Origin of the sequence: Methylorubrum rhodesianum (genome assembly GCF_014199985.1) — a bacterium.
Lineage (GTDB): Bacteria > Pseudomonadota > Alphaproteobacteria > Rhizobiales > Beijerinckiaceae > Methylobacterium > Methylobacterium rhodesianum.
In genome coordinates this window covers 227,428-247,743 of record NZ_JACHOS010000001.1, presented here as the reverse complement: position 1 = coordinate 247,743, position 20,316 = coordinate 227,428, and the positions used below count along the sequence as shown (strand labels likewise).

18 protein-coding genes and 1 tRNA gene are annotated in these 20,316 nt (G+C 66.2%); 12 read left to right on the top strand and 7 right to left on the bottom strand.

From position 1 onward, the window contains the following. Positions 1-49: 49 nt before the first annotated feature. From HNR01_RS01125 to HNR01_RS01105, 5 genes are all read left to right on the top strand, one after another. Positions 50-1,405 (top strand): RluA family pseudouridine synthase, encoded by a 1,356-nt coding sequence (locus tag HNR01_RS01125; RefSeq protein ID WP_153875377.1) that lies wholly within the window; start codon positions 50-52, stop codon positions 1,403-1,405. Between the two features lie 641 nt (positions 1,406-2,046). Further along, positions 2,047-2,748: an HAD-IA family hydrolase gene (locus HNR01_RS01120; RefSeq protein ID WP_183666100.1), complete on the top strand. Its 702-nt coding sequence runs from the start codon at positions 2,047-2,049 to the stop codon at positions 2,746-2,748. Between the two features lie 76 nt (positions 2,749-2,824). Further along, positions 2,825-3,628, top strand: coding sequence for an ATP12 family chaperone protein (locus tag HNR01_RS01115; RefSeq protein ID WP_183666098.1), 804 nt, complete (start codon positions 2,825-2,827; stop codon positions 3,626-3,628). A gap of 171 nt (positions 3,629-3,799) precedes the next feature. After that, positions 3,800-3,937, top strand: coding sequence for a hypothetical protein (locus tag HNR01_RS01110; protein WP_183666096.1), 138 nt, complete (start codon positions 3,800-3,802; stop codon positions 3,935-3,937). 230 nt (positions 3,938-4,167) lie between these two features. After that, complete coding sequence (locus tag HNR01_RS01105) at positions 4,168-5,700, top strand: acyl-CoA carboxylase subunit beta (RefSeq protein WP_017482803.1); 1,533 nt, start codon at positions 4,168-4,170, stop codon at positions 5,698-5,700. Between the two features lie 66 nt (positions 5,701-5,766). Here HNR01_RS01105 and HNR01_RS01100 read toward each other — a convergent pair whose 3' ends face one another. The 3 genes from HNR01_RS01100 to HNR01_RS01090 all read right to left on the bottom strand — a co-directional run bounded on the left by HNR01_RS01100 (position 5,767) and on the right by HNR01_RS01090 (position 6,870). Next, positions 5,767-6,081 (bottom strand): hypothetical protein, encoded by a 315-nt coding sequence (locus tag HNR01_RS01100; RefSeq protein ID WP_183666094.1) that lies wholly within the window; start codon positions 6,079-6,081, stop codon positions 5,767-5,769. Positions 6,082-6,089: 8 nt separating this feature from the next. Further along, the gene (locus HNR01_RS01095) at positions 6,090-6,644 is read right to left on the bottom strand and encodes a tellurite resistance TerB family protein (protein WP_183666391.1); all 555 of its coding nucleotides are present in this window, start codon (positions 6,642-6,644) and stop codon (positions 6,090-6,092) included. Positions 6,645-6,795: 151 nt separating this feature from the next. Further along, positions 6,796-6,870, bottom strand: a tRNA-Val gene (locus HNR01_RS01090). A gap of 226 nt (positions 6,871-7,096) precedes the next feature. Here HNR01_RS01090 and HNR01_RS01085 point away from each other — a divergent pair. The 3 genes from HNR01_RS01085 (at position 7,097) to HNR01_RS01075 (ending at position 9,616) form a co-directional block, all read left to right on the top strand. After that, a complete protein-coding gene (locus HNR01_RS01085; protein ID WP_183666092.1) occupies positions 7,097-7,744 on the top strand; it encodes a TetR/AcrR family transcriptional regulator in 648 nt (215 codons plus the stop codon). A 33-nt stretch (positions 7,745-7,777) separates the two neighbouring features. Beyond that, a complete protein-coding gene (gene ilvC / locus HNR01_RS01080) occupies positions 7,778-8,797 on the top strand; it encodes a ketol-acid reductoisomerase (protein ID WP_017482799.1) in 1,020 nt (339 codons plus the stop codon). Between the two features lie 165 nt (positions 8,798-8,962). Next, on the top strand, positions 8,963-9,616 hold the full coding sequence (locus tag HNR01_RS01075) for a pyridoxamine 5'-phosphate oxidase family protein (RefSeq protein ID WP_153875372.1): 654 nt from the start codon (positions 8,963-8,965) through the stop codon (positions 9,614-9,616). A gap of 360 nt (positions 9,617-9,976) precedes the next feature. On the opposite strand, the gene ccrA is transcribed toward HNR01_RS01075, so the two are convergent. Both ccrA and HNR01_RS01065 read right to left on the bottom strand, forming a co-directional pair. Beyond that, positions 9,977-11,275, bottom strand: a complete 1,299-nt coding sequence (gene ccrA, locus HNR01_RS01070) for a crotonyl-CoA carboxylase/reductase (protein WP_017482797.1) — start codon at positions 11,273-11,275, stop codon at positions 9,977-9,979. Positions 11,276-11,454: 179 nt separating this feature from the next. Then, positions 11,455-12,927 (bottom strand): catalase, encoded by a 1,473-nt coding sequence (locus HNR01_RS01065; RefSeq protein ID WP_183666090.1) that lies wholly within the window; start codon positions 12,925-12,927, stop codon positions 11,455-11,457. Between the two features lie 312 nt (positions 12,928-13,239). Between HNR01_RS01065 and HNR01_RS01060 the strand changes: the two genes are divergently transcribed. Continuing rightward, positions 13,240-15,174 carry a Hint domain-containing protein gene (locus HNR01_RS01060; RefSeq protein WP_183666088.1) on the top strand — a complete coding sequence of 645 codons (1,935 nt, stop codon included), beginning with the start codon at positions 13,240-13,242 and terminating at the stop codon, positions 15,172-15,174. A 164-nt stretch (positions 15,175-15,338) separates the two neighbouring features. Next, positions 15,339-17,408: an ethylmalonyl-CoA mutase gene (locus HNR01_RS01055; protein WP_183666086.1), complete on the top strand. Its 2,070-nt coding sequence runs from the start codon at positions 15,339-15,341 to the stop codon at positions 17,406-17,408. Positions 17,409-17,570: 162 nt separating this feature from the next. Here HNR01_RS01055 and HNR01_RS01050 read toward each other — a convergent pair whose 3' ends face one another. Beyond that, the gene (locus HNR01_RS01050) at positions 17,571-18,317 is read right to left on the bottom strand and encodes a glucose 1-dehydrogenase (protein ID WP_183666389.1); all 747 of its coding nucleotides are present in this window, start codon (positions 18,315-18,317) and stop codon (positions 17,571-17,573) included. Between the two features lie 108 nt (positions 18,318-18,425). On the opposite strand from HNR01_RS01050, the gene HNR01_RS01045 reads away from it, so the two are divergent. Together HNR01_RS01045 and trpS are read left to right on the top strand one after the other, a co-directional pair. Continuing rightward, a complete protein-coding gene (locus HNR01_RS01045; protein WP_017482790.1) occupies positions 18,426-18,755 on the top strand; it encodes an ArsR/SmtB family transcription factor in 330 nt (109 codons plus the stop codon). Between the two features lie 241 nt (positions 18,756-18,996). Further along, on the top strand, positions 18,997-20,058 hold the full coding sequence (gene trpS / locus HNR01_RS01040) for a tryptophan--tRNA ligase (protein WP_183666083.1): 1,062 nt from the start codon (positions 18,997-18,999) through the stop codon (positions 20,056-20,058). 12 nt (positions 20,059-20,070) lie between these two features. On the opposite strand, the gene HNR01_RS01035 is transcribed toward trpS, so the two are convergent. Beyond that, complete coding sequence (locus HNR01_RS01035; protein WP_017482788.1) at positions 20,071-20,244, bottom strand: hypothetical protein; 174 nt, start codon at positions 20,242-20,244, stop codon at positions 20,071-20,073. Positions 20,245-20,316 lie beyond the last annotated feature (72 nt).

Here is a 20,316-nt window from a genome sequence, read left to right as displayed (position 1 = left end):
ACGCTTCGCCGCGCTTTGCGCCGACATCTCAGGATGATAGCAGCGGCGCATGAAGGGACGTCCTCCACATCGCGGGTCCGGCGCGAAACGCGGACCCGGCGGCTATGCGCCGCGCGCCGGCACGGGGCCGCGCACCTCGGCCAAGGATGCCGCGCAACGTGCTGCGCGCAACCGCGGCGAGGATGTCAGCGACCGCTCGCCCTGGGATGACGGCGCGGGCACCGAGAGCGCGCCGCGCCCGCAGCGTGCTCCGCGAACTGCCGCAGCGAAGCCGGATGCTTCGCGGACCCGTGCGAAGCCCTCGGTTTCGAAGGGGCCGGGCACCGGGGCGGGGCGCAGCGAGTCCCCTGCCCCGCCCGCCGGCCCGACGCGGCGCGAGCAGCGTGCCGCCGCCTCGGCCACGCTGGCGAGCGGCGTCCAAACCCTGACGGTCGCACCCGACGAGGCCGGGATGCGCATCGACCGCTTTCTGAGCGCCCGCTTTCCCCAGCTTCCCTTCACCCGCGTGCAGAGCATCGTCCGCAAGGGCGAGTTGCGGGTCGACGGCAAGCGCGCCAAGCCGAACGATCGCCTGGAGCCGGGTTCGAGCGTGCGGGTACCGCCGCTGAAACTGGAGCAGCCGGCCGACCGGCCGCGCAGCGCCGCCAAGGTCGCGGGGGATGCCGAGTTCCTGCGTTCGCTGATCCTCTACGAGGACGCGGACATGATGATCCTCAACAAGCCGTTCGGTCTGGCGGTGCAGGGTGGCTCGGGCACGGTGCGCCACGTCGACGGCCTCTTGGAGGCGCTGACCGGACCGGACGGGCAACGCCCGCGCCTGGTCCACCGCCTCGACAAGGACACGGCCGGCTGCCTGATCGTCGCCAAGACGCGCCTCGCCGCCGCGACCCTGGCCAAGAGCTTCCGCTCCCGCGCCGCGCGCAAGATCTACTGGGCGCTGGTCGCCGGCGTGCCCCGCACCCGTCAGGGCCGGGTCTCGACCTACCTCGTCAAGGACGAGCCGACCGACGCCGATGCGCGTATGCGGGTGGCCAAGCACGGCGACGAGGGAGCGAGCCACGCACTGACCTACTACGCCACCGTCGATCAGGCGGCGCAGAAGCTCGCCTGGCTCTCGCTGAAGCCGGTCACCGGACGCACGCACCAGCTTCGCGCCCACGCCGCGCATATCGGCCACCCGATCGTCGGTGACCCGAAATACTTCGACGTCGAGAACTGGGAGCTGCCCGGCGGCATCCAGAACCGCCTGCACCTGCTCGCCCGCCGTATCGTGATTCCGCATCCGCGCAGCGGCCAGCCGATCGACGTCAGCGCCCCGCTGCCGCCGCATATGGCCCAAAGCTGGAACCTGCTCGGCTTCGACGCCGCCCGCTACGACCCGATCGTCGAGGCGCCGGAAGCCTGACCCGTCTGCGGGTCCCTCACAAATACGCGGAGCGCCTTGGAAGACGCGGCTCCTGCCATACGTCTTGCATGGCAGGCCTTCCGCGTGGACGGGATCGCGGCGAGATGCTTCAATCTCGCCGACGTTCGATCCGGCGAAGCCGGTCAACGGCGCCCGGAGCGAGGGGCCGCGACAGGGTTTGCTGTCGGGCCAATCGAGCGTCTTCCTGCCGTCGGCTGACGGTGCAACGAGGTTCAGGATCGCATGAGGGCCGTCACGCTGTTCTCCGTCGCGCTTGCCGGCCTGCTCTGCGCTGTCGTGTCGGCCGGCGCGGCGCCGCCCGGCGAGGGGGCGCAGGCGCCGTCCCAGGTGCAACCGCAGCCTCAAGGCCAAGCACAGCCGCTGCCTCAGGCCCCGCCGCAATCGACCGTTCAGCCCGCTCAGGCAACGCCCGCTCCGCGTTCGCAGGGTCCTGCCGCCCGTGCCGCGGAGCGGCGCCGCCGTATCTCCTACGCGGCCTGCAACCGCGAATCACATCGCCGCAAGCTTTCCGGCGGCGCCCGCCGCCGCTTTCTCGTTCGCTGCCGTCTCGGTTACGAGCGGCGCCCGGCCTCGCAGCCGGCGCCCACCCGCCGGCCTTGAGCCTGCGAGGCCCCGCAATCGTGCTCAAGCTGATCGTCTTCGATGTCGACGGCACTCTCGTCGACAGCCAGCACCTGATCGTAGAGGCCCAGCGGCGTGCCTTCTCCGAGCACGGCCTGGAGGCGCCCCCGCGCAAGGATGCCCTGTCCGTCGTCGGGCTGTCCCTGCCGGACGCGTTCCGCCGGCTGGTCGGAGAGGCCGGACCGATCGAGTCGCTCTCGCATAGCTATCGCAGGGCGTTCCAGGCGCTGCGCGTCGATCCCGATTACGAAGAGCCGCTCTTTCCGGGGATGGCCGAACTGGTGGAGCGGCTGCATCGCCGCGACGACATCCAACTCGGCATCGCCACGGGCAAGTCGCGCCGCGGCGTCGATCATCTCGTGGACAAGCACGGCTGGCAGCGCTGGTTCGCCACCATCCAGACCGCCGACGATGCTCCATCCAAGCCGGATCCGACCATGCTGCTCCAGGCGATGGCAGAGGCCGGCGCCGAACCGTCGATGACGGTGATGATCGGCGATACGACCTACGACATGATGATGGCCAGGGACGCGGGCGTGGCGGCCATCGGCGTCGGCTGGGGCTACCACGCGCCCGGTGCCCTGTTCAGCGCCGGCGCGGTGACCGTGGTCGATACGTCCACGGCCCTGGGCGAGTTGTTCTCAGGCCCGCTCAACGACACGAAAGCCGGCCCGGTCACGCCGCGGCTCGCCGCCTTGTAGACGCATCGGGGTTCGCCGAAAGCTCCGCCGATATCGGAGACTCGCACGAGGCTTCGAGACGTCCTATCTGCGAGCCATGAGCATCTCAGGCGACGACGTGACCCGCGATTGGCTGGGCGAACCCGGCGAGGACGGAAATACCGATCCCGTTAAAGCAGCCCGCGCAAGTGCGGCTCCGACACTGCCTAAGCGCTTCTACGGGCAGGCCGCCGTCGCGCCGGCCGAGGGCGGCTTTCGCCTCGTTCTCGATGGGCGTGGCGCCAACACGCCCGGTCGCCGACCGCTCGTAGTCCCGGATCTCGGGCTCGGCGAAGCGCTCGCGGCGGAGTGGGCGGCGCAGGAAGCGGTGATCGATCCCCGCACAATGCCGCTGACCCGCCTCGTCAACACGACGATCGACGGCGTCGTCGAACGCCGTGCCGCGGTTGCCGAGGATCTCGGCGCCTTCGCCGGCACCGATCTCGTGGCCTACCGCGCCGGGACGCCGGAGCGCCTCGTCGCCGAACAGGCCGCTGCGTGGGATCCGCTGGTGGACTGGGCCGCAGAAGCACTGGGCGCGCGGTTGTTCCTTGCCGAGGGAGTGATGCATGTCGAGCAGCCGGAAGACTCGGTGGCGGCCCTCCGTGCCGCGATCGACGCGGTCGAGGATCCGTTTCGATTGGCGGCGCTTCACGCCCTGACGACGCTGACCGGCTCCCTCGTGATCGCGCTGGCGGTGCTGCACAGGCGCCTGAGCGCCGCCGAGGCCTGGGCGGCGGCCCATGTCGACGAGAGCTATCAGGCCAGCATCTGGGGTCGCGACGCGGAGGCCGAAGCCCGACTCGCTCACCGCCGGACCGAGTTCGAGGCGGCGGCCGTCATCGCTCAGCGAACCGCCTGAACCTCGCACTGCACGCCGCCTGGACTGTAGCGTTCATTTGATTCGCAATATGCCTCTTCTTAGAGCGATTGGACTGTATTAGTCGCTTTAAGATCCGGTGTCGCTCCCCTGCACTATCGGGCCGGCCGGCTCGCGCTCCAGTCTCCTTCGCGTCTGACTTTGGAGACGAACGTGCCGATCCTCCCTCTCACTGCCCGGCAGGTCATCCTTGCCACCGTCGCCGCGGTGCTCGCTCTGAGCATTGCCGCCTGCGCCACAAAGCCCCCGCCCGCCCCCGTCGAACCGACGCCGCTCGTCAAGAAGGGTTGAGCAGTCGGATCCAGCCGCAAGAGACTTTTCGAAGGCTGGCGGTCGCGGTCCACGGACCGGGACCGCCGCGCCGGGGAGAGGCCGCGAGAATTGGCTTCGATCGGCTCCTGCCGGGCCGTTCCCGAGGGCAAGAACGCGTGCTAAGGGCGACGGATCGGTGCAAGGTCAAGCTCTTACGCTCTGATCTGCATTCAAAAAACGATTTGATTGCCAGGGAGTCTCGCCGAGCCATGAAGGATATTCTCGAAAAGCTTGAGGAGCGTCGTGCCCAGGCCCGGCTCGGTGGCGGGGAGAAGCGGCTCGAGGCGCAGCACAAGCGCGGTAAGCTCACGGCGCGGGAGCGCATTGAACTTCTGCTCGACCACGGGTCGTTCGAGGAGTTCGACATGTTCGTCCAGCACCGCTCGACCGATTTCGGGATGGAAAAGCAGAAGATTCCCGGCGACGGCGTCGTGACCGGCTGGGGCACGGTGAACGGGCGCACGGTCTTCCTGTTCTCGAAGGACTTCACGGTGTTCGGCGGTTCGCTCTCCGAGGCGCACGCGGCCAAGATCGTGAAGGTGCAGGACATGGCACTGAAGATGCGCGCGCCGATCATCGGCATCTTCGACGCCGGCGGCGCCCGCATCCAAGAGGGTGTGGCGGCACTCGGCGGCTACGGGGAAGTCTTCCGGCGCAACGTGGCGGCCTCGGGCGTCATCCCGCAGATCTCGGTCATCATGGGGCCGTGCGCGGGCGGCGACGTCTACTCGCCGGCCATGACGGACTTCATCTTCATGGTGCGCGACACGAGCTACATGTTCGTGACCGGCCCGGACGTGGTGAAGACCGTCACCAACGAGGTCGTCACGGCCGAGGAACTCGGCGGCGCGAAAGTCCACACCAGCAAGTCGTCGATCGCCGACGGTTCGTTCGAGAACGACGTCGAGGCGATCCTGCAGATCCGCCGCCTGCTCGACTTCCTGCCCGCCAACAACATCGAGGGTGTGCCGGAGATCGAGAGCTTCGACGACGTCAACCGCCTTGACAAGTCGCTCGACACCCTGATCCCGGACAACCCGAACAAGCCCTACGACATGGGCGAGTTGATCCGCCGAGTCGTGGACGAGGGCGACTTCTTCGAGATCCAGGCAGCCTATGCCCGCAACATCATCACCGGCTTCGGCCGGATCGAGGGCCGCACCGTCGGCTTCGTCGCCAACCAGCCGCTGGTGCTCGCGGGTGTGCTCGATTCGGACGCCTCCCGAAAGGCGGCGCGCTTCGTGCGTTTCTGCAACGCCTTCTCGATCCCGATCGTCACCTTCGTCGACGTGCCGGGCTTCCTGCCTGGAACCGCGCAGGAATACGGCGGCCTGATCAAGCACGGCGCCAAGCTGCTCTTCGCCTACTCGCAGGCCACCGTGCCGCTCGTCACCATCATCACGCGAAAGGCCTTCGGCGGCGCCTACGACGTCATGGCCTCGAAGCATGTCGGCGCCGACCTCAACTACGCGTGGCCGACCGCACAGATCGCGGTGATGGGCGCCAAGGGTGCGGTCGAGATCATCTTCCGTGCCGAGATCGGCGACGAAGGGAAGATCGCCGAGCGCACGAAGGAGTACGAGGATCGTTTCCTCTCGCCCTTCGTCGCGGCCGAGCGCGGCTACATCGACGAGGTGATCATGCCCCACTCCACCCGCAAGCGCATCGCGCGGGCGCTGGGCATGCTGCGCACCAAGGAGATGGAGCAGCCCTGGAAGAAGCACGACAACATCCCGCTCTGAGCCGGAACGGGTGCGACCGCTCGTCGAGCGATCGCTGAAGGGGTGTGACGATAGGGGCCGGCGCCTTCAGGCGTCGGGCCGCATCGGAATGCCGTAGATGATGAAGGCACAGCCATCCGAGAGGGCGCTCTCCGCGGCCGCCCGGATGGTATCGTCGGAAATGAGGCCGGTCTCGGTCGATATCACCTTGCTGCGCAGCAGATCGACGTGGAGCCAGCCTTCGGCCGTTACCCGCTCCACGGCCGTCCGCGCCGCCCGCTCCGCGTCAGGAGCGGTGGTGTAGATGAGCAGGGCATGTCGGGCGCCCGGTCGGAAAGACAGGTTTTCACCCGCCACCGCCTGCGCGGTGAACACGAACAGCTTCGCGTCTGGTGCGAGCATAGCGTGGCTCAGTCGAAGTTGCCGGCGCGGTTCGTCGCGAGAGCCGGCATGCCGCCGCTAAGCCGCCGCCTGAGCCGCACCAGCGCCTCGCGTTGCAATTCGCTCGGGGCAGAATGGGCAGAGGCGACCATAGTCAGCATGTCCACGAGCTGCATCCGCTCGGCCTCCGTCAGCTTCTCGCGAAACAGTGGCAGCAGCGGATCCGCCACGAGCGAGAAGGGGCGCCGCTCCTGCGTGTAGCGCCAGGCTCGCTTGAAGGTCGCGGAGATCGACTGGATCTCGAGCGGGCTCTCCATGAGTTCGAGGATACGCGTCTTCTCCGACGCCGTGATCGGACTACCGGTGCGCACGATCTGGATCATCAGGATCACAGCGGCGAGGCTCACGTCGTTCACCCGCTGTAGCGGCGTGCCGACGAGGTTCTCGAACACCGATTTCGCCTTGCGCTGGAGTCCCTTGGTGTCCTGATCGATCTCTTTGAGCTGCTTGACGGTGTAGTGTGCTCGAAGCAGCCAGAACAACACGCTGACGATGACGGCGCCAAAAATGATGAGGATCGGCAACAGGCAGTCTCCGCGAACGCACAAATGATGCGAATCACCGGATAGCCCAACACGCTGATGCGCGAGGGTCAAACGGGCGGCATCATCAGCGATCCAAGGGCGGCATCATCAGCGATCCAAGGACTGCAGCACTCAAGATCGGAAAGGGCGGTGGTGGGCGCGACAGGGATCGAACCTGTGACCCTTCGCGTGTGAAGCGAATGCTCTCCCGCTGAGCTACGCACCCGAGCCCCACGGTGCCACCTGCGGAGAAGGCGGCACGGGCGTCGCCGTGGCGACGGAGGGCCGTATACGCCGAGGCCGTGCGCTCGGCAAGCGGCTTCCGCGCCGCCACGATAGAATCGTGCCGGCGACGATCTTCGCAGGATATCTGAACACCTCGTCTTGCCGCTTCCGAACGGGTCGGCTAGGGAGGCGTACCGTACCGTACGGTACTGTCTTTAAGTCGATTCATGCGGGCGAGCCCCCTCAAAGCCGAAGCGCCCACGACCGAGGCGCCATCCCCGCGCCAGCAGGCCGTGCTGGACGCTGCGTTGGCATTGATGGTCGATGGCGGCGAACCGCTCACCATGGATGCGGTGGCGCGCCGGGCGAGTTGCTCGAAGGAAACGCTCTACAAGTGGTTCGGCGACCGCGATGGTCTGCTCACGGCCACGGTGCGCTGGCAGGCCTCGCGGGTTCATGCCGGCCGCTACGAGGTCAGTGATCTCGATGCCGTGGCCCTGAGGGAGAACCTCCTCGATTTCGCCGAGAGCTGGCTTGCAGTGATTTGTAGCCGCACTTCGGTGGCGCTCAATCGCATCGCCATCGCCGAGACCGGATCGCGCAAGAGCAATCTCGGTGGCATCGTGCTGGCGAATGGGCGTTTCGCCATCGGCGAACGGGTGAAGCCCGTTCTGGAGGCCGGCCGCATGGCGGGTCTTCTCGCCTTCGATGATAGTGAAGCGGCATTCCGGACCTTCTTCGGTCTGGTCGGCCGCGATATCCAGATCCGACTTCTCCTCGGCGACGCGCTCGACCTCGACGCCGCCGGGATCCGAAGCGACGCGGCCCGTGCCGTCGAGCAGTTCCTGGCCCTCTACCGCCAGGCGAAACCCTGAACCGAAGCCCATCCAAGCAGAGAGGACATCACCATGCGCGTCTACTACGATCGCGACGCCGACCTGAACCTGATCAAGGGCAAGAAGGTCGTCATTGTCGGCTACGGCAGCCAGGGCCACGCCCACGCGCTGAACCTGCGCGATTCCGGCGTGAAGGACATCGTCATCGCGCTGCGCGAGGGCTCGGCCACCGCCAAGAAGGCCGAGGCCGAAGGCTTCAAGGTCATGAACGTGGCCGATGCCGCCAAGCAGGCCGACGTCGTCATGATGCTGACCCCCGACGAGCTTCAGGGCGATATCTACAAGGAGTCGCTTGAGAAGAACATGAAGGAGGGCGCCGCGCTTCTGTTCGCGCACGGCCTCAACGTGCACTTCAACCTGATCGAGCCGCGCAAGGACCTCGACGTGCTGATGGTCGCCCCGAAGGGTCCCGGCCACACCGTGCGCGGCGAGTACCTCAAGGGCGGCGGCGTGCCGACGCTGATCGCCATCGCTCAGGACGCATCGGGCAACGCCCATGACCTCGGCCTCTCTTACGCCTCGGCGAACGGCGGCGGCCGCGCCGGCATCATCGAGACCACCTTCAAGGAAGAGTGCGAGACCGACCTGTTCGGTGAGCAGGCCGTGCTCTGCGGCGGCCTCGTCGAGCTGATCAAGGCCGGCTTCGAGACGCTGGTCGAGGCGGGCTACGCCCCAGAGATGGCCTATTTCGAGTGCCTGCACGAGGTGAAGCTGATCGTCGACCTCATCTACGAGGGCGGCATCGCCAACATGAACTACTCGATCTCGAACACCGCCGAGTACGGCGAGTACGTCACTGGCCCGCGCATCGTGACGCCGGAGACCAAGGCCGAGATGAAGCGCGTCCTCAACGACATTCAGTCGGGCATCTTCACCCGCAACTGGATGCTGGAGAACAAGGTCGGCCAGACCTCGTTCAAGGCCACCCGCGCCAAGCTCGCCGCCCACCCGATCGAGGAAGTCGGCGCCAAGCTCCGCGGCATGATGCCGTGGATCTCCGAGAAGGCCCTGGTCGACAAGACCAAGAACTGATTGCGAATTGGGAGGCCGTGCTTCGCTCGGCCTCCTCCGTTGAGCAAGAAGGCCGGTTCGCGCGAGCGTGACCGGCCTTTTTCGCGGCCCCGTTTGCGACGGCACCGCTTTGCCGTAAACGCTGCCCGAGGAGGCCCGAGGCAACGGGCCCCGGAGGAAACGCTGATGGCATCGCTCTATTCGGAGGCGCACCGCGCGCTCCAAGAGGAATTCGGTACGACCAAGCTCGCCGTGCGCCTCGACGAGGATTGGGTGCACGAGACGGTCCAGCCGGAGGAAGCGGCCTTCATCGGCTCGCGCGACATGTTCTTCCTGTCCACCGTCGATCCCGACGGCATGCCGACGGTCTCGTACAAGGGCGGCCCGACGGGTTTCGTGAAGGTGCTCGACGGCTCGACCCTGGTCTTCCCCGGCTTCGACGGCAACGGGATGTTCTACTCGGTCGGCAACATCGCCGGGCAGGCCAAGGTCGGCCTCCTGTTCATCGACTTCGAGACGCCGCACCGCATCCGCGTGCAGGGCCACGCCTCGCTGCTGCGCGACGATCCGCTGATGGCCGAGTACACGGAAGCGAAGTACCTCGTGAAGGTCGATGTGACCAAGATCTGGGTCAACTGCCCCCGCTACATCCACAAATACAAGAAGCTCGAGCAGAACAAGTACGTTCCGCGCCCCGACCGCGAGACACCGCTCGCGGCGTGGAAGCGGCTCGACCTCGCCGGCGACGTGATCAGCGACGAGGACAAGGCGCGGGTCGCCAAGGAGGGCCGCCTCGAAGTCTCCGAATACGAGGTGCTCGTCGCCCGCGGCGAGGCCTGAGGTCGAACCGCAGGGCGCTTGCCGCACCTCTCGCGATCGTTCGATCCGGCCGGCTCAACGAGCCGTGCCGGGTCGTGCTCGCGGTCTCGAACAACGCGCAGACCGCCTCACGGCATCACGCTCCTCGTACGGACTCTGCAGAACCACCCGCAGATCAAGCGGGCGATCGCATCCCTCGCCAGGTCGCCGGGTCTGTTCCGCGACAGCCCGGCCAACGACTTCTGCCGCGAACGGACAGAGGTGAGGACGCGCGGTGGCGACGCCTTCTCGAAGCTGTTCTACCGCTGGGCGTGTCCTCAAACGAAAGAAGCCCGCGCATCCACCGGGATACGCGGGCTTCTTCGTGTCACGTAGGCCGGCTTACATCGCCTTGAGCGGTCCGGCCTCGATCACGTCCTCGACCGTGCGCAGACCGGCGCGGGTCGAGTTGACGAGCACCGCCATGTTGCCCGGCGGGTGCTGGTTCTTCCACATCTTGGTGTGGGCGGCCGGGATCTTGTCCCAGGGGAACACCTCGCTCATGCAGGGATCGACCCGCCGGTCCATGACGAACTGGTTGGCGGCCGAGGCCTGCTTGAGGTGGGCGAAGTGCGAGCCCTGGATCCGCTTCTGGCGCATCCAGACGTAGCGGGCATCGAAGGTGATGTTGAAGCCGGTCGTGCCGGCGCAGAACACCACCATGCCGCCGCGCTTCACCACCAGCGACGAGACCGGGAAGGTCGCCTCGCCGGGATGCTCGAACACGATGTCGACGTCGTTGCCCTTGCCGGTGATGTCCCAGATCGCCTTGCCGAAACGCCGGGCTTCTTTGAGCCAGGTGTTGTACTCAGGGCTGTTCACCTTCGGCAGCTGGCCCCAGCAATCGAAGTCCTTGCGGTTGATGACGCCCTTGGCGCCGAGGCTCATGACGTAGTCGCGCTTCGACTCGTCGGAGATCACCGCGATGGCGTTGGCCCCGGAGGCCGCGCAGAGCTGCACGCCGAACACGCCGAGGCCGCCCGAGGCGCCCCAGATCAGCACGTTCTGGCCCGGACGCACGGTGTGCGGCGCGTGGCCGAACAGCATGCGGTAGGCGGTGGCGAGCGTCAGCGTGTAGCAGGCGGCCTCTTCCCAGGTCAGGTGCTTCGGCCGGGCCATGAGCTGGCGCGACTGCACCCGGCAGAATTGGGCGAAGGAGCCGTCGCCCGTCTCATAGCCCCAGATGCGCTGGGTCGGCGAGAACATCGGGTCGCCGCCGTTGCACTCCTCGTCGTCGCCGTCGTCCTGGTTGCAGTGGACGATGACCTCGTCGCCGACCTTCCAGCGCTTCACCTTGGCGCCGACCTTCCAGACGATGCCCGAGGCGTCCGATCCGGCGATGTGGTACTCGCCCTTGTGCACGTCGAACGGCGAGATCGGCTCGCCGAGGCCGGCCCAGACGCCGTTGTAGTTCACGCCCGCGGCCATGACGTAGACGAGCACCTCGTCGTCGCCGATGTCCCACACGGGAAGCACTTCGAGCTGGTGCGACTGCTCCGGCGGCCCGTGGCGCTCGCGGCGGATCGCCCAGGCGTACATCTTGGCAGGCACGTGGCCGAGCGGGGGGATCTCACCAAGCTCGTAAAGGTCCTTGGCTTCCGCCGTCTGCCCGGTCCAGGCCGGCGCTGCGCTTGCAGCCATCGTGGCACTCCCTGTTGTCCTGGCACGCGCGTGACGAACCGCGCGACCTTGGCCGACGCTATAAGCACGATGTTTCCGGCCTTCCAAGTGGCCTAAAAGACAAGGCTTCGCCGCATCCGCACAAAAAAGAGGCACCGACGGAAGCCGGCACCTCTGTATTCAAAATAAACTTGATTTTACTACTCGGCGGCGGCCCGCGCGGTGTCGATCCCGAGCCCCTCGGCGACGCCGCGGCCGAAATCCTCGTGCACCTTGAACCAGTGGGCGATCATCCGCTCCTGGATGTGGCGCGGGCTGTCGCCCATGGAGGTGACGATGTTCTCGATGAGCCGCTTGCGGCCGCCCTCGTCGAGCACCTTGGTCCAGAACAGCTTCGGCTGTCCGTAGAGGTCCTCGTCGTCGCCGGGCCAGCCGTAGCGACCGGCATCGCCCTTGATGCGCAGCGGCGGCTCGCTGAACGAGGGATCCTGCTTCGGCCCGCCGAACGAGTTCGGCTCGTAATCGACCTGAGCGCCGTGATTGCCGTCGGTCCGCATCGCCCCGTCGCGGTGATAGGTTTGCACCGAGGCATTCTTGGCCTGGTTCACCGGGATTTGCTGATAGTTCACGCCGAGCCGGTAGCGGTGGGCGTCGGCGTAGGACAGCACCCGGTTCTGCAGCATCTTGTCCGGCGAGAAGCCGATGCCCGGCACCACGTTCGAGGGCTCGAAGGCCGATTGCTCGATCTCGGCGAAGTAGTTGTCGGGATTGCGGTTCAGCTCCATCTCGCCGATCTCGATCAGCGGGTAGTCGCTATGCGGCCAGACCTTGGTGAGGTCGAACGGGTTGATGCGGTAGGTGTCGGCCTCCAGCTCGGGCATGATCTGAACCGAGACCTTCCATTTCGGGAAGTCGCCCTGCTCGATGGCGTTGGAGAGGTCGGCGGACGAGTAATCCGGGTCCTTACCCGCGATCTCATCGGCCTCGTCGGCCGAAAAATTCTGAATGCCCTGCTTGGTGTGGAAGTGGAACTTTACCCAGTAGCGCTCGCTGCGGTCGTTCCAGAGCGAGAAGGTGTGCGAGCCGTAGCCGTTCATGAAGCGGGCCGATTTCGGCGTGCCGCGATCCGAGTACAGGAACATCACCTGATGGATCGCCTCCGGCGACAGGCTCCAGAAGTCCCAGCGGCGCCAGTGCGGCTTCAGATGGGTACGCGGGTCGCGTTTCTGGGTGCGGATGAAGTCGGAGAACTTGATCGCGTCGCGCACGAAGAAGATCGGCGTGTTGTTGCCGACGAGATCCCAATTGCCCTCCTCGGTGTAGAACTTGAGGGCGAAGCCGCGCGGGTCGCGGGCGGTGTCGGCCGAGCCGGATTCGCCGCCCACGGTCGAGAAGCGGGCCACCATCGGCACCTCCTTGCCGACCTCGGTCAGCACCTTGGCACGCGTGTACTGGCTGAGCGACTTGGTCAGCCGGAAGGTGCCGTAGGCGCCGTAGCCCTTCGCGTGCACCACCCGCTCCGGTATGCGCTCCCGGTTGAAGTGGGCCATCTTCTCGATGAGGTGATAGTCCTGCATCAGCACCGGCCCGCGCGGGCCGGCGGTGAGTGAGTTCTGATTGTCGGATATCGGGTTGCCGAAGGCCGTGGTCAGGCGTGGGCTGTGGTCTGCCATCGCTGTGTCTCTCCATCTGCGGCCGGCGGTGCGATCAGGGCTCTTCGCACCAAACGCCCGCAGACGGTGCACCGGCCGCCGCCCCTCAACGCACGATACAGGGTTTGGAGCCGTTCGAAACGGCGATTCACCGCGCCGCCTCCTCCGATGGCGTCGATCGCTCGGTCTCGAGGCCTCGAAGGGGAAGCGACTGCGCCTTCGGCGCGTCGGCGGGACCGGTAACGCGCCGCGTGTCAATTTTCGTGCCTCGTTCGACAAACCGAAGAGCACCTCTCGGTGAGCGCTTCGAGTTCGAGGACGAGACAGGCGGACATGGCGGATCTGACGACAGGCCAAAGGGACGAGCTGACGTTTCTGACCGGCATCGACGGGAACGGAGCCATCGCCGCCAACACGTACTTCACCTGGAGCGTGGGAGAGGATCTTGGCCGAGCTTGGCTCTCCAAATTCAACAATGACGGGAACGGCGTGGTGCGCTCCGCATCAAGTCCGGCGGGCACGGGGGGCGGAACCGTCACCTACGCATTCGCGTCGGGCCTCTCGGAGCAGGAGAAGGTGGCGTACGCGGCGGCCCTCAATCTCTGGTCCGATGTCGCGAACATCCAATTTCGACAAACCGACAGCATCGCATCCGCCGGCATCCGTTTCGACCCGACGAACGAGGGGGCCGGGATCACCTTCGTACCCAGCAACGGTGCCTCCGATACGGGAAAGGGGGTCACCGCGATTCCATCACAGAATTCCCCCAATACGCGAGGCGGACAACTCCACATCAGCATCAACGCGCCGGATCAGAACTTCAACAGCTTCTCTCCAGATGCCGCCTACACCCTCAGCACGGTGATCCACGAAACGGGTCATGCGTTGGGTCTCGGCCATGCGGGTCGATACAACGGCGCGGACTTTTCGGCGCAATCGGGCGTCTACGACAGCCAACTCTGGTCGGTGATGTCGTATGTTAAGCCGGATGACACGGCGGGCGCGTTCAACGCATTGAGTCCGGTTAAGGGAACCAACTGGTCAACGAATAATTCCGGCGCGGTCTATGGGCTTCACTCCCAAACACCGATGATGCTCGACATCCTCGGCATGCAGCGCATCTACGGTGCCTCGACAAGCAACACCTTCGCAGGCGGCCAGACATACGGATTCAACACGAACATCGCGGGCACATCCCGCCAATTCTACGACTTCACGAACAACCTCGACCCCGTCCTAACGATCTACAATCGCGGGATTGGCAACACGCTCGACGTTTCGGGATTCAGGACAAACAGCACGATCAACCTGGCCCCAGGAACATTCAGCAGCGCGAGCGAGAACGGAACCCTGGTCAACAACATCGGCATCGCCTTCGACACGCGGATCGACAAGGCCATCGGCGGCAGCGGAAACGATACGTTCTTCACGAACGGGAACGGCAACACGATCGACGGCGGTTCCGGATCCGATACGGTCTACCTTGCCGGCGCCGCCAGCGACTTCGCGATCTCGCGAGGCCCGGACGGTGCGACCCTCGCCGTGAACAAGCTGACCGGCGCGACGGACCGCCTGACAAACATCGAGACGATCGAGTTTTCCGGGCCTCCGGTCTGCTTCACCACAGGTACCCGGATCGCTCTGATGCGCGACGGCGGTCCCGTCGAGGTCCCGGTCGAATGCTTGCGCGTCGGCGACATCGCCCTGACTGCGGGAGGCGGACGCCGCGTCATCCGCTGGATCGGGCATCGGCAGCTCGGCTCGCCCGACAGGCCCATCGCGCCGGATCAGGCCCCGATCCGCATTCGCACGGGCGCCTTCGGCTGGAACGGCGAAGGCCAACCGCGTCCTAGGCGCGATCTTCTCCTCTCACCCGGCCACCCCGTCCTGATCGAGGCGGCCGATGGAAGCGAGGCGCTCGTGCCGATCCTCTGCCTGATCAACGGCACCACCATCCGGCGAGAGACAGTGACCGATATCGCTTACTGGCATGTCGAGCTCGATGCGCATGACATCCTGCTCGCGGAAGGTCTGGCGGCGGAGAGCTACCTTGATGGCGGAGATCGCAGCTTCTTCGCCGAGGCCTCCGACCACGCGCTCCACAATCCTGATTTCATACCGCCGGGATGGCGCGGACGCTGCCGGGCCGTCCATTTCGAGGGTCCGCTCGTGGAGGCGGAGCGCATCCGTTTGAATGCAGTATTCGCTTATCGACTCGAACAAGCCTGCCTTTGGAGCACAAACGCTCTCGCGGCCCCTTCGACGTGAGGGATATCCAAATCCGCTTCACGCCTCCTCAAGTTTTTCCAACGGCAAGGCCATCGATCGTGGACCTTTCTCCCAGATGACGAGCCGCGGCGGCTTCGCTACGGTGCCGGCCAACAGCCGCGCCTGAAGGCGCGCGATCGCATCGGATGAGGGAGTCGAGTGGGATGAGCGCGCAAGCGAGCGTCACCGAGGTCAAGCGCGACAAGCCGTGGATCATCCGCACCTATGCGGGTCACTCCACGGCGGCGGAATCGAACAAGCTCTATCGCGGCAACCTCGCCAAGGGTCAGACTGGCCTCTCGGTCGCCTTCGACCTGCCGACCCAGACCGGATACGACCCCGACCACGAACTCGCCCGCGGCGAGGTCGGCAAGGTCGGGGTCTCGATCGCGCATCTGGGCGACATGCGGACCCTGTTCGACCAGATCCCGCTGGCGCAGATGAACACGTCGATGACGATCAACGCCACGGCGCCGTGGCTGCTGTCGCTCTATCTCGCGGTGGCGGAGGAGCAGGGCGCGCCGATCGCCGCGCTTCAGGGTACGACGCAGAACGACATCATCAAGGAATACCTCTCGCGCGGCACCTACGTCTTCCCGCCTGCGCCCTCGCTGCGGCTGACCAAGGACGTGATCCTGTTCACGACCAAGAACGTGCCGAAGTGGAACCCGATGAACGTCTGCTCCTACCATCTGCAGGAAGCGGGGGCGACGCCGGTTCAGGAGCTCTCCTACGCGCTGGCCATCGCCATCGCCGTGCTCGACACGGTGCGCGACGATCCCGATTTCGACGAGGCCAGCTTCTCGGACGTCTTCAGCCGCATCTCGTTCTTCGTGAATGCCGGGATGCGGTTCGTCACCGAGATCTGCAAGATGCGGGCGTTTGCCGAGCTGTGGGACGAGATCGCCCAGAAGCGCTACGGCATCACCGATGCCAAGAAGCGGATCTTTCGCTACGGCGTCCAGGTGAATTCCCTCGGGCTCACCGAGCAGCAGCCCGAGAACAACGTCCATCGCATCCTCATCGAGATGCTGGCGGTGACGCTCTCCAAGCGCGCCCGCGCCCGCGCGGTGCAGCTCCCGGCCTGGAACGAGGCGCTCGGCCTGCCCCGGCCCTGGGATCAGCAATGGTCCATGCGGATGCAGCAGATCCTGGCCTTCGAGACCGACCTGCTCGAATACGACGACATCTTCGACGGCTCGACGGTGATCGAGTCCCGCGTCGAGGCGCTGAAGGAGCAGACCCGGGCCGAGCTGAAGCGGATCGCCGAGATCGGCGGCGCGGTTTCGGCGGTTGAGGCGGGCGAGCTGAAGCGGGCGCTGGTGGAATCGAATGCAAAGCGCATCGCAGCGATCGAGAAGGGCGAGCAGATCGTCGTCGGCGTCAACAAGTGGCAGCAGGGCGAGCCGTCGCCCTTGACCGCCGGAGACGGCGCGATCTTCACCGTCTCCGAGACGGTGGAGATGGAGGCCGAGGCGCGCATCCGCGAGTGGCGCTCCAAGCGCGACGACCGTGCGGTCGCACGGGCGCTGGACGACCTCGAGCAGGCGGCACGCTCGGGCGCCAACATCATGCCGCCCTCCATCGCTGCGGCGAAGGCGGGCGTGACTACCGGAGAGTGGGGCCAGCGCCTGCGCGAGGTATTCGGCGAGTATCGCGCGCCGACCGGCGTCACACTCGAGACTGTCACGTCGGGCGCGGCGGAGGAGGCCCGCCTGCTCATCGCCGATCTCGGCGAGCGGCTCGGCGAAACCCCGAAGCTCGTCGTCGGCAAGCCGGGTCTCGACGGCCATTCCAACGGGGCCGAGCAGATCGCCCTGCGCGCCCGCGACGTCGGTTTCGACGTGACCTACGACGGCATCCGGCAGACGCCGACGGAGATCGTCGCCAAGGCGAAGGAACGCGGCGCCCACGTCATCGGCCTCTCCGTTCTCTCCGGCAGCCACGTGCCGCTGGTGCGTGAGGTGAAAGCCAAGCTGCGCGAGGCCGGGCTCGATCACGTGCCGGTCGTCGTCGGCGGCATCATCTCGAGCGAGGACGAGCTGGTGCTCAAGAACATGGGCGTCACCGCCGTCTACACTCCGAAGGATTACGAGCTCGACAAGATCATGGTCGGCCTCGCCAAGGTGGTGGAGCGAGCGCTCGATAAGCGCGCCGCCGATCGGGCGGATACGGAGGCCGGCGTCCCGGGCGCGCCGAAGCGCAACAACGGGACCGCGGCGCAGGTCTTCTGAGGGCGGCGGTCCCGTCTCGGGTAAGACGCACGAGAAGCGGCCCTTCTCCTCTGCCTCTCGGCGAGGAAAAGGGCTGTCGAACCCGCTCTGTGGCGGTGCCGAAGGCGGCGTGGCGAGAGCCCCCGCCCGCGACGGACGTCCTGGGGTCGCAGTCCCTGAGCTTCAGCGAACGCCGCCGCTGGCGTTGATGACCTCGCCGGTCACCCAGCGCGCGTCGTCCGAAGCGAGGAAGGCGACGACCCGAGCGATGTCATCCGGTTGCCCTGCGCGGCCGAGCGGTGTTTGCGCGACCAGACCGGCCTCCATCTCCGAGCCGGCGATACCCGCGGTGTGCGTACCCTCGGTGACGACGTAGCCGGGGCTCACCGTATTGACCCGGATCTTGCGCGGAGCGAGTTCGTTGGCCAGGACGCCCGAGATCCCGTTCAGGGCCGCCTTGGTTCCGGTGTAGACCGCGCTCGTCGGCATCAGCACATCAGTGACGGCGGACGAGATGTTGATGATGCTGCCGCCCTCGCCGAGGTGTCTGGCGGCTGCCTGCGTCGCGAACAATGCACCCAGGACGTTGACGTCGAAAAGGCGACGGTAGTGCTCTGCGGTCACCTCCTCGATCGCCGCGAACTCGTAGACGCCGGAATTGTTGACCAGCACGTCGAGCCGGCCAAATTTCGCGACGGCGGCTTCGATCAGGCCATGCGCCTCAATGGCGTTCGAGATGTCAGCCTGAACCGCGATGGCCCTGCCGCCTCCCGCCGTTATGGCTTCGACGACGGCATCCGCACCGGCCTTGCTCGACGCGTAATTGACGACGACGGAAGCACCGTCCGCTGCCAACGCCTTGGCGATGGCGGCGCCGATCCCCTTCGATCCGCCGGTGACCACCGCGACCTTGCCCTCAAGCTTCGACATCTGTGCTAACCCTTCGAGATGGGCCGGCTCCGGTGCGGCTGCCGCTGTCCCATAGTTCGGGATTTCGGAACTATGGAAGCGAGCTTCAAGCCCCCATATGGATGAATCATGAGGCCGCTGTTTCACCCTGCGATTGAGGACGTCCAGCCGGAAGCGATCCTGCACGCTCTGTCCGATCCGCGCCGGGCGGCGATCTTCGCCCGGATTACGAAGGCGGGCTGCGTGGAGGCTTGCTCCGCCGTCTCTTCGGTGGGCGATCAGGTCATCCCGAAGTCATCGCTTTCCAGCCATTTCAAGGTTCTGCGCGAGGCGGGTTTGATCCGCTGCGAGCGCCACGGCGTCGAGATGCGCAACCACTCGCGCTGCGCCGAGGTCGAGGCACGGTTTCCGGGCCTGTTGTCCGCGATCATGAACGCCTACGCGGCGCGCCTGTCCTGAAGACGGTCTGACCGACGGACTCAGCGCCTGCCCGATCTTGAAGTTTCGAAGGCAGGCTCAGCGCCTCGGTCGCGCGTCGCGCGGACGACGACGTTGCAACGTGACGATTCGAGATCTGCCTCAGCGCATCCGAGCTGTCCATCCTGCTTGACCCGCCGCCGCCGGCTCTGCCAGAAACCGCCGCTTCAAGCGGGATGCGAGATCGCCTCGGCCCGGACCTCTATTCCTGGGACCCGCGCCGATGGCCGCGTTCAACGAACTCGTCTTCTCCGGCGTCCAGCCGACCGGCAATCTGCACCTCGGCAACTATCTCGGCGCCATCAAGCGTTTCGTCGAGATGCAGGAGCGCGACGCGCAGTGCCTCTATTGCGTCGTCGATCTCCACGCGATCACCCTCTGGCAGGATCCGCAGGCACTGAAGGGCCAGATCCGCGAGGTGACGGCCGCCTTTCTCGCCGCCGGCATCGATCCGAAGCGCTCCATTGTCTTCAATCAGTCCCAGGTGCCGCAGCACGCGGAACTGGCCTGGATCTTCAACTGCGTCGCCCGCCTCGGCTGGCTCAACCGCATGACGCAGTTCAAGGACAAGGCCGGCAAGGACCGGGAGAACGCCTCGATCGGTCTGTACGACTATCCCGTGCTGATGGCCGCCGACATCCTGGCCTACCGGGCGACGCATGTGCCCGTGGGCGAGGACCAGAAGCAGCATCTCGAACTTACCCGCGACATCGCGCAGAAGTTCAACAACGACTTCGCGCAGTCGATCCTGGCCCACGGTCACGGCGAGCAGTTCTTCCCCCTCACCGAACCGCTGATCGGCGGCCCGGCGGCGCGGGTGATGTCCCTGCGCGACGGCACCAAGAAGATGTCGAAATCGGATCCGTCCGAGTACTCGCGCATCAACCTCACGGACGATGCGGATGCCATCGCGCAGAAGGTGCGCAAGGCCAAGACCGACCCGGAGCCCCTTCCATCGGAGGCCACCGGCCTCGCCGGCCGGACGGAGGCCGACAATCTCGTCGGAATCTTCGCGGCGCTGCGCGGCATCACCCGCGACGAGGTGCTGAAGGATTTCGGCGGTGCGCAGTTCTCCAGCTTCAAGCCGGCCCTGGTCGATCTCGCCGTCGAGATGCTGGCGCCGATCGGTGCCGAGATGAAGCGGCTCGTTGCCGATCCGGCCTATATCGACGGCGTTCTCGCCGACGGCGCGAGCCGTGCGGAAGCGATCGCGGCCCCGACTCTCGACGCGGTCAAGGACATCGTCGGCTTCGTCCGGAAAGGGCCGGCGCTCAGGGCGGTGTGAGGGACCGCACCGTCACCGGCGCGGCTCGTCCTTGCGCAGGTGACGGCCATAGGCCTGCTCCTTCTCCTCGCGCTCCCTGATCAGGTCGGCATAGGCCTGACGCATCTCGGGCGAGACGGACACGCTCTTGCCTTTCGACGGTTTGCGCTTCGGCGCCTTCTTGAAGGTGTCTGACGTGTCGGCCATCGTCCGCCTGCTCCCCCTCGTCCAACCCGATGCTAACGCAAGCTCGGTGCCGGCCTGAACAGGCCGTCTACC

Excerpts from the sequence above, each read along its gene's own strand:
- HNR01_RS01125 (WP_153875377.1), top strand. The coding sequence starts at position 50 with ATGAAGGGACGTCCTCCACATCGCGGGTCCGGCGCGAAACGCGGACCC.
- HNR01_RS01115 (WP_183666098.1), top strand. The coding sequence starts at position 2,825 with ATGAGCATCTCAGGCGACGACGTGACCCGCGATTGGCTGGGCGAACCC.
- HNR01_RS01105 (WP_017482803.1), top strand. The coding sequence starts at position 4,168 with ATGAAGGATATTCTCGAAAAGCTTGAGGAGCGTCGTGCCCAGGCCCGG.
- HNR01_RS01100 (WP_183666094.1), bottom strand. The coding sequence starts at position 6,081 with ATGCTCGCACCAGACGCGAAGCTGTTCGTGTTCACCGCGCAGGCGGTG.
- HNR01_RS01085 (WP_183666092.1), top strand. The coding sequence starts at position 7,097 with ATGCGGGCGAGCCCCCTCAAAGCCGAAGCGCCCACGACCGAGGCGCCA.
- ilvC (WP_017482799.1), top strand. The coding sequence starts at position 7,778 with ATGCGCGTCTACTACGATCGCGACGCCGACCTGAACCTGATCAAGGGC.
- HNR01_RS01075 (WP_153875372.1), top strand. The coding sequence starts at position 8,963 with ATGGCATCGCTCTATTCGGAGGCGCACCGCGCGCTCCAAGAGGAATTC.
- ccrA (WP_017482797.1), bottom strand. The coding sequence starts at position 11,275 with ATGGCTGCAAGCGCAGCGCCGGCCTGGACCGGGCAGACGGCGGAAGCC.
- HNR01_RS01065 (WP_183666090.1), bottom strand. The coding sequence starts at position 12,927 with ATGGCAGACCACAGCCCACGCCTGACCACGGCCTTCGGCAACCCGATA.
- HNR01_RS01060 (WP_183666088.1), top strand. The coding sequence starts at position 13,240 with ATGGCGGATCTGACGACAGGCCAAAGGGACGAGCTGACGTTTCTGACC.
- HNR01_RS01055 (WP_183666086.1), top strand. The coding sequence starts at position 15,339 with ATGAGCGCGCAAGCGAGCGTCACCGAGGTCAAGCGCGACAAGCCGTGG.
- HNR01_RS01050 (WP_183666389.1), bottom strand. The coding sequence starts at position 18,317 with ATGTCGAAGCTTGAGGGCAAGGTCGCGGTGGTCACCGGCGGATCGAAG.
- HNR01_RS01045 (WP_017482790.1), top strand. The coding sequence starts at position 18,426 with ATGAGGCCGCTGTTTCACCCTGCGATTGAGGACGTCCAGCCGGAAGCG.
- trpS (WP_183666083.1), top strand. The coding sequence starts at position 18,997 with ATGGCCGCGTTCAACGAACTCGTCTTCTCCGGCGTCCAGCCGACCGGC.
- HNR01_RS01035 (WP_017482788.1), bottom strand. The coding sequence starts at position 20,244 with ATGGCCGACACGTCAGACACCTTCAAGAAGGCGCCGAAGCGCAAACCG.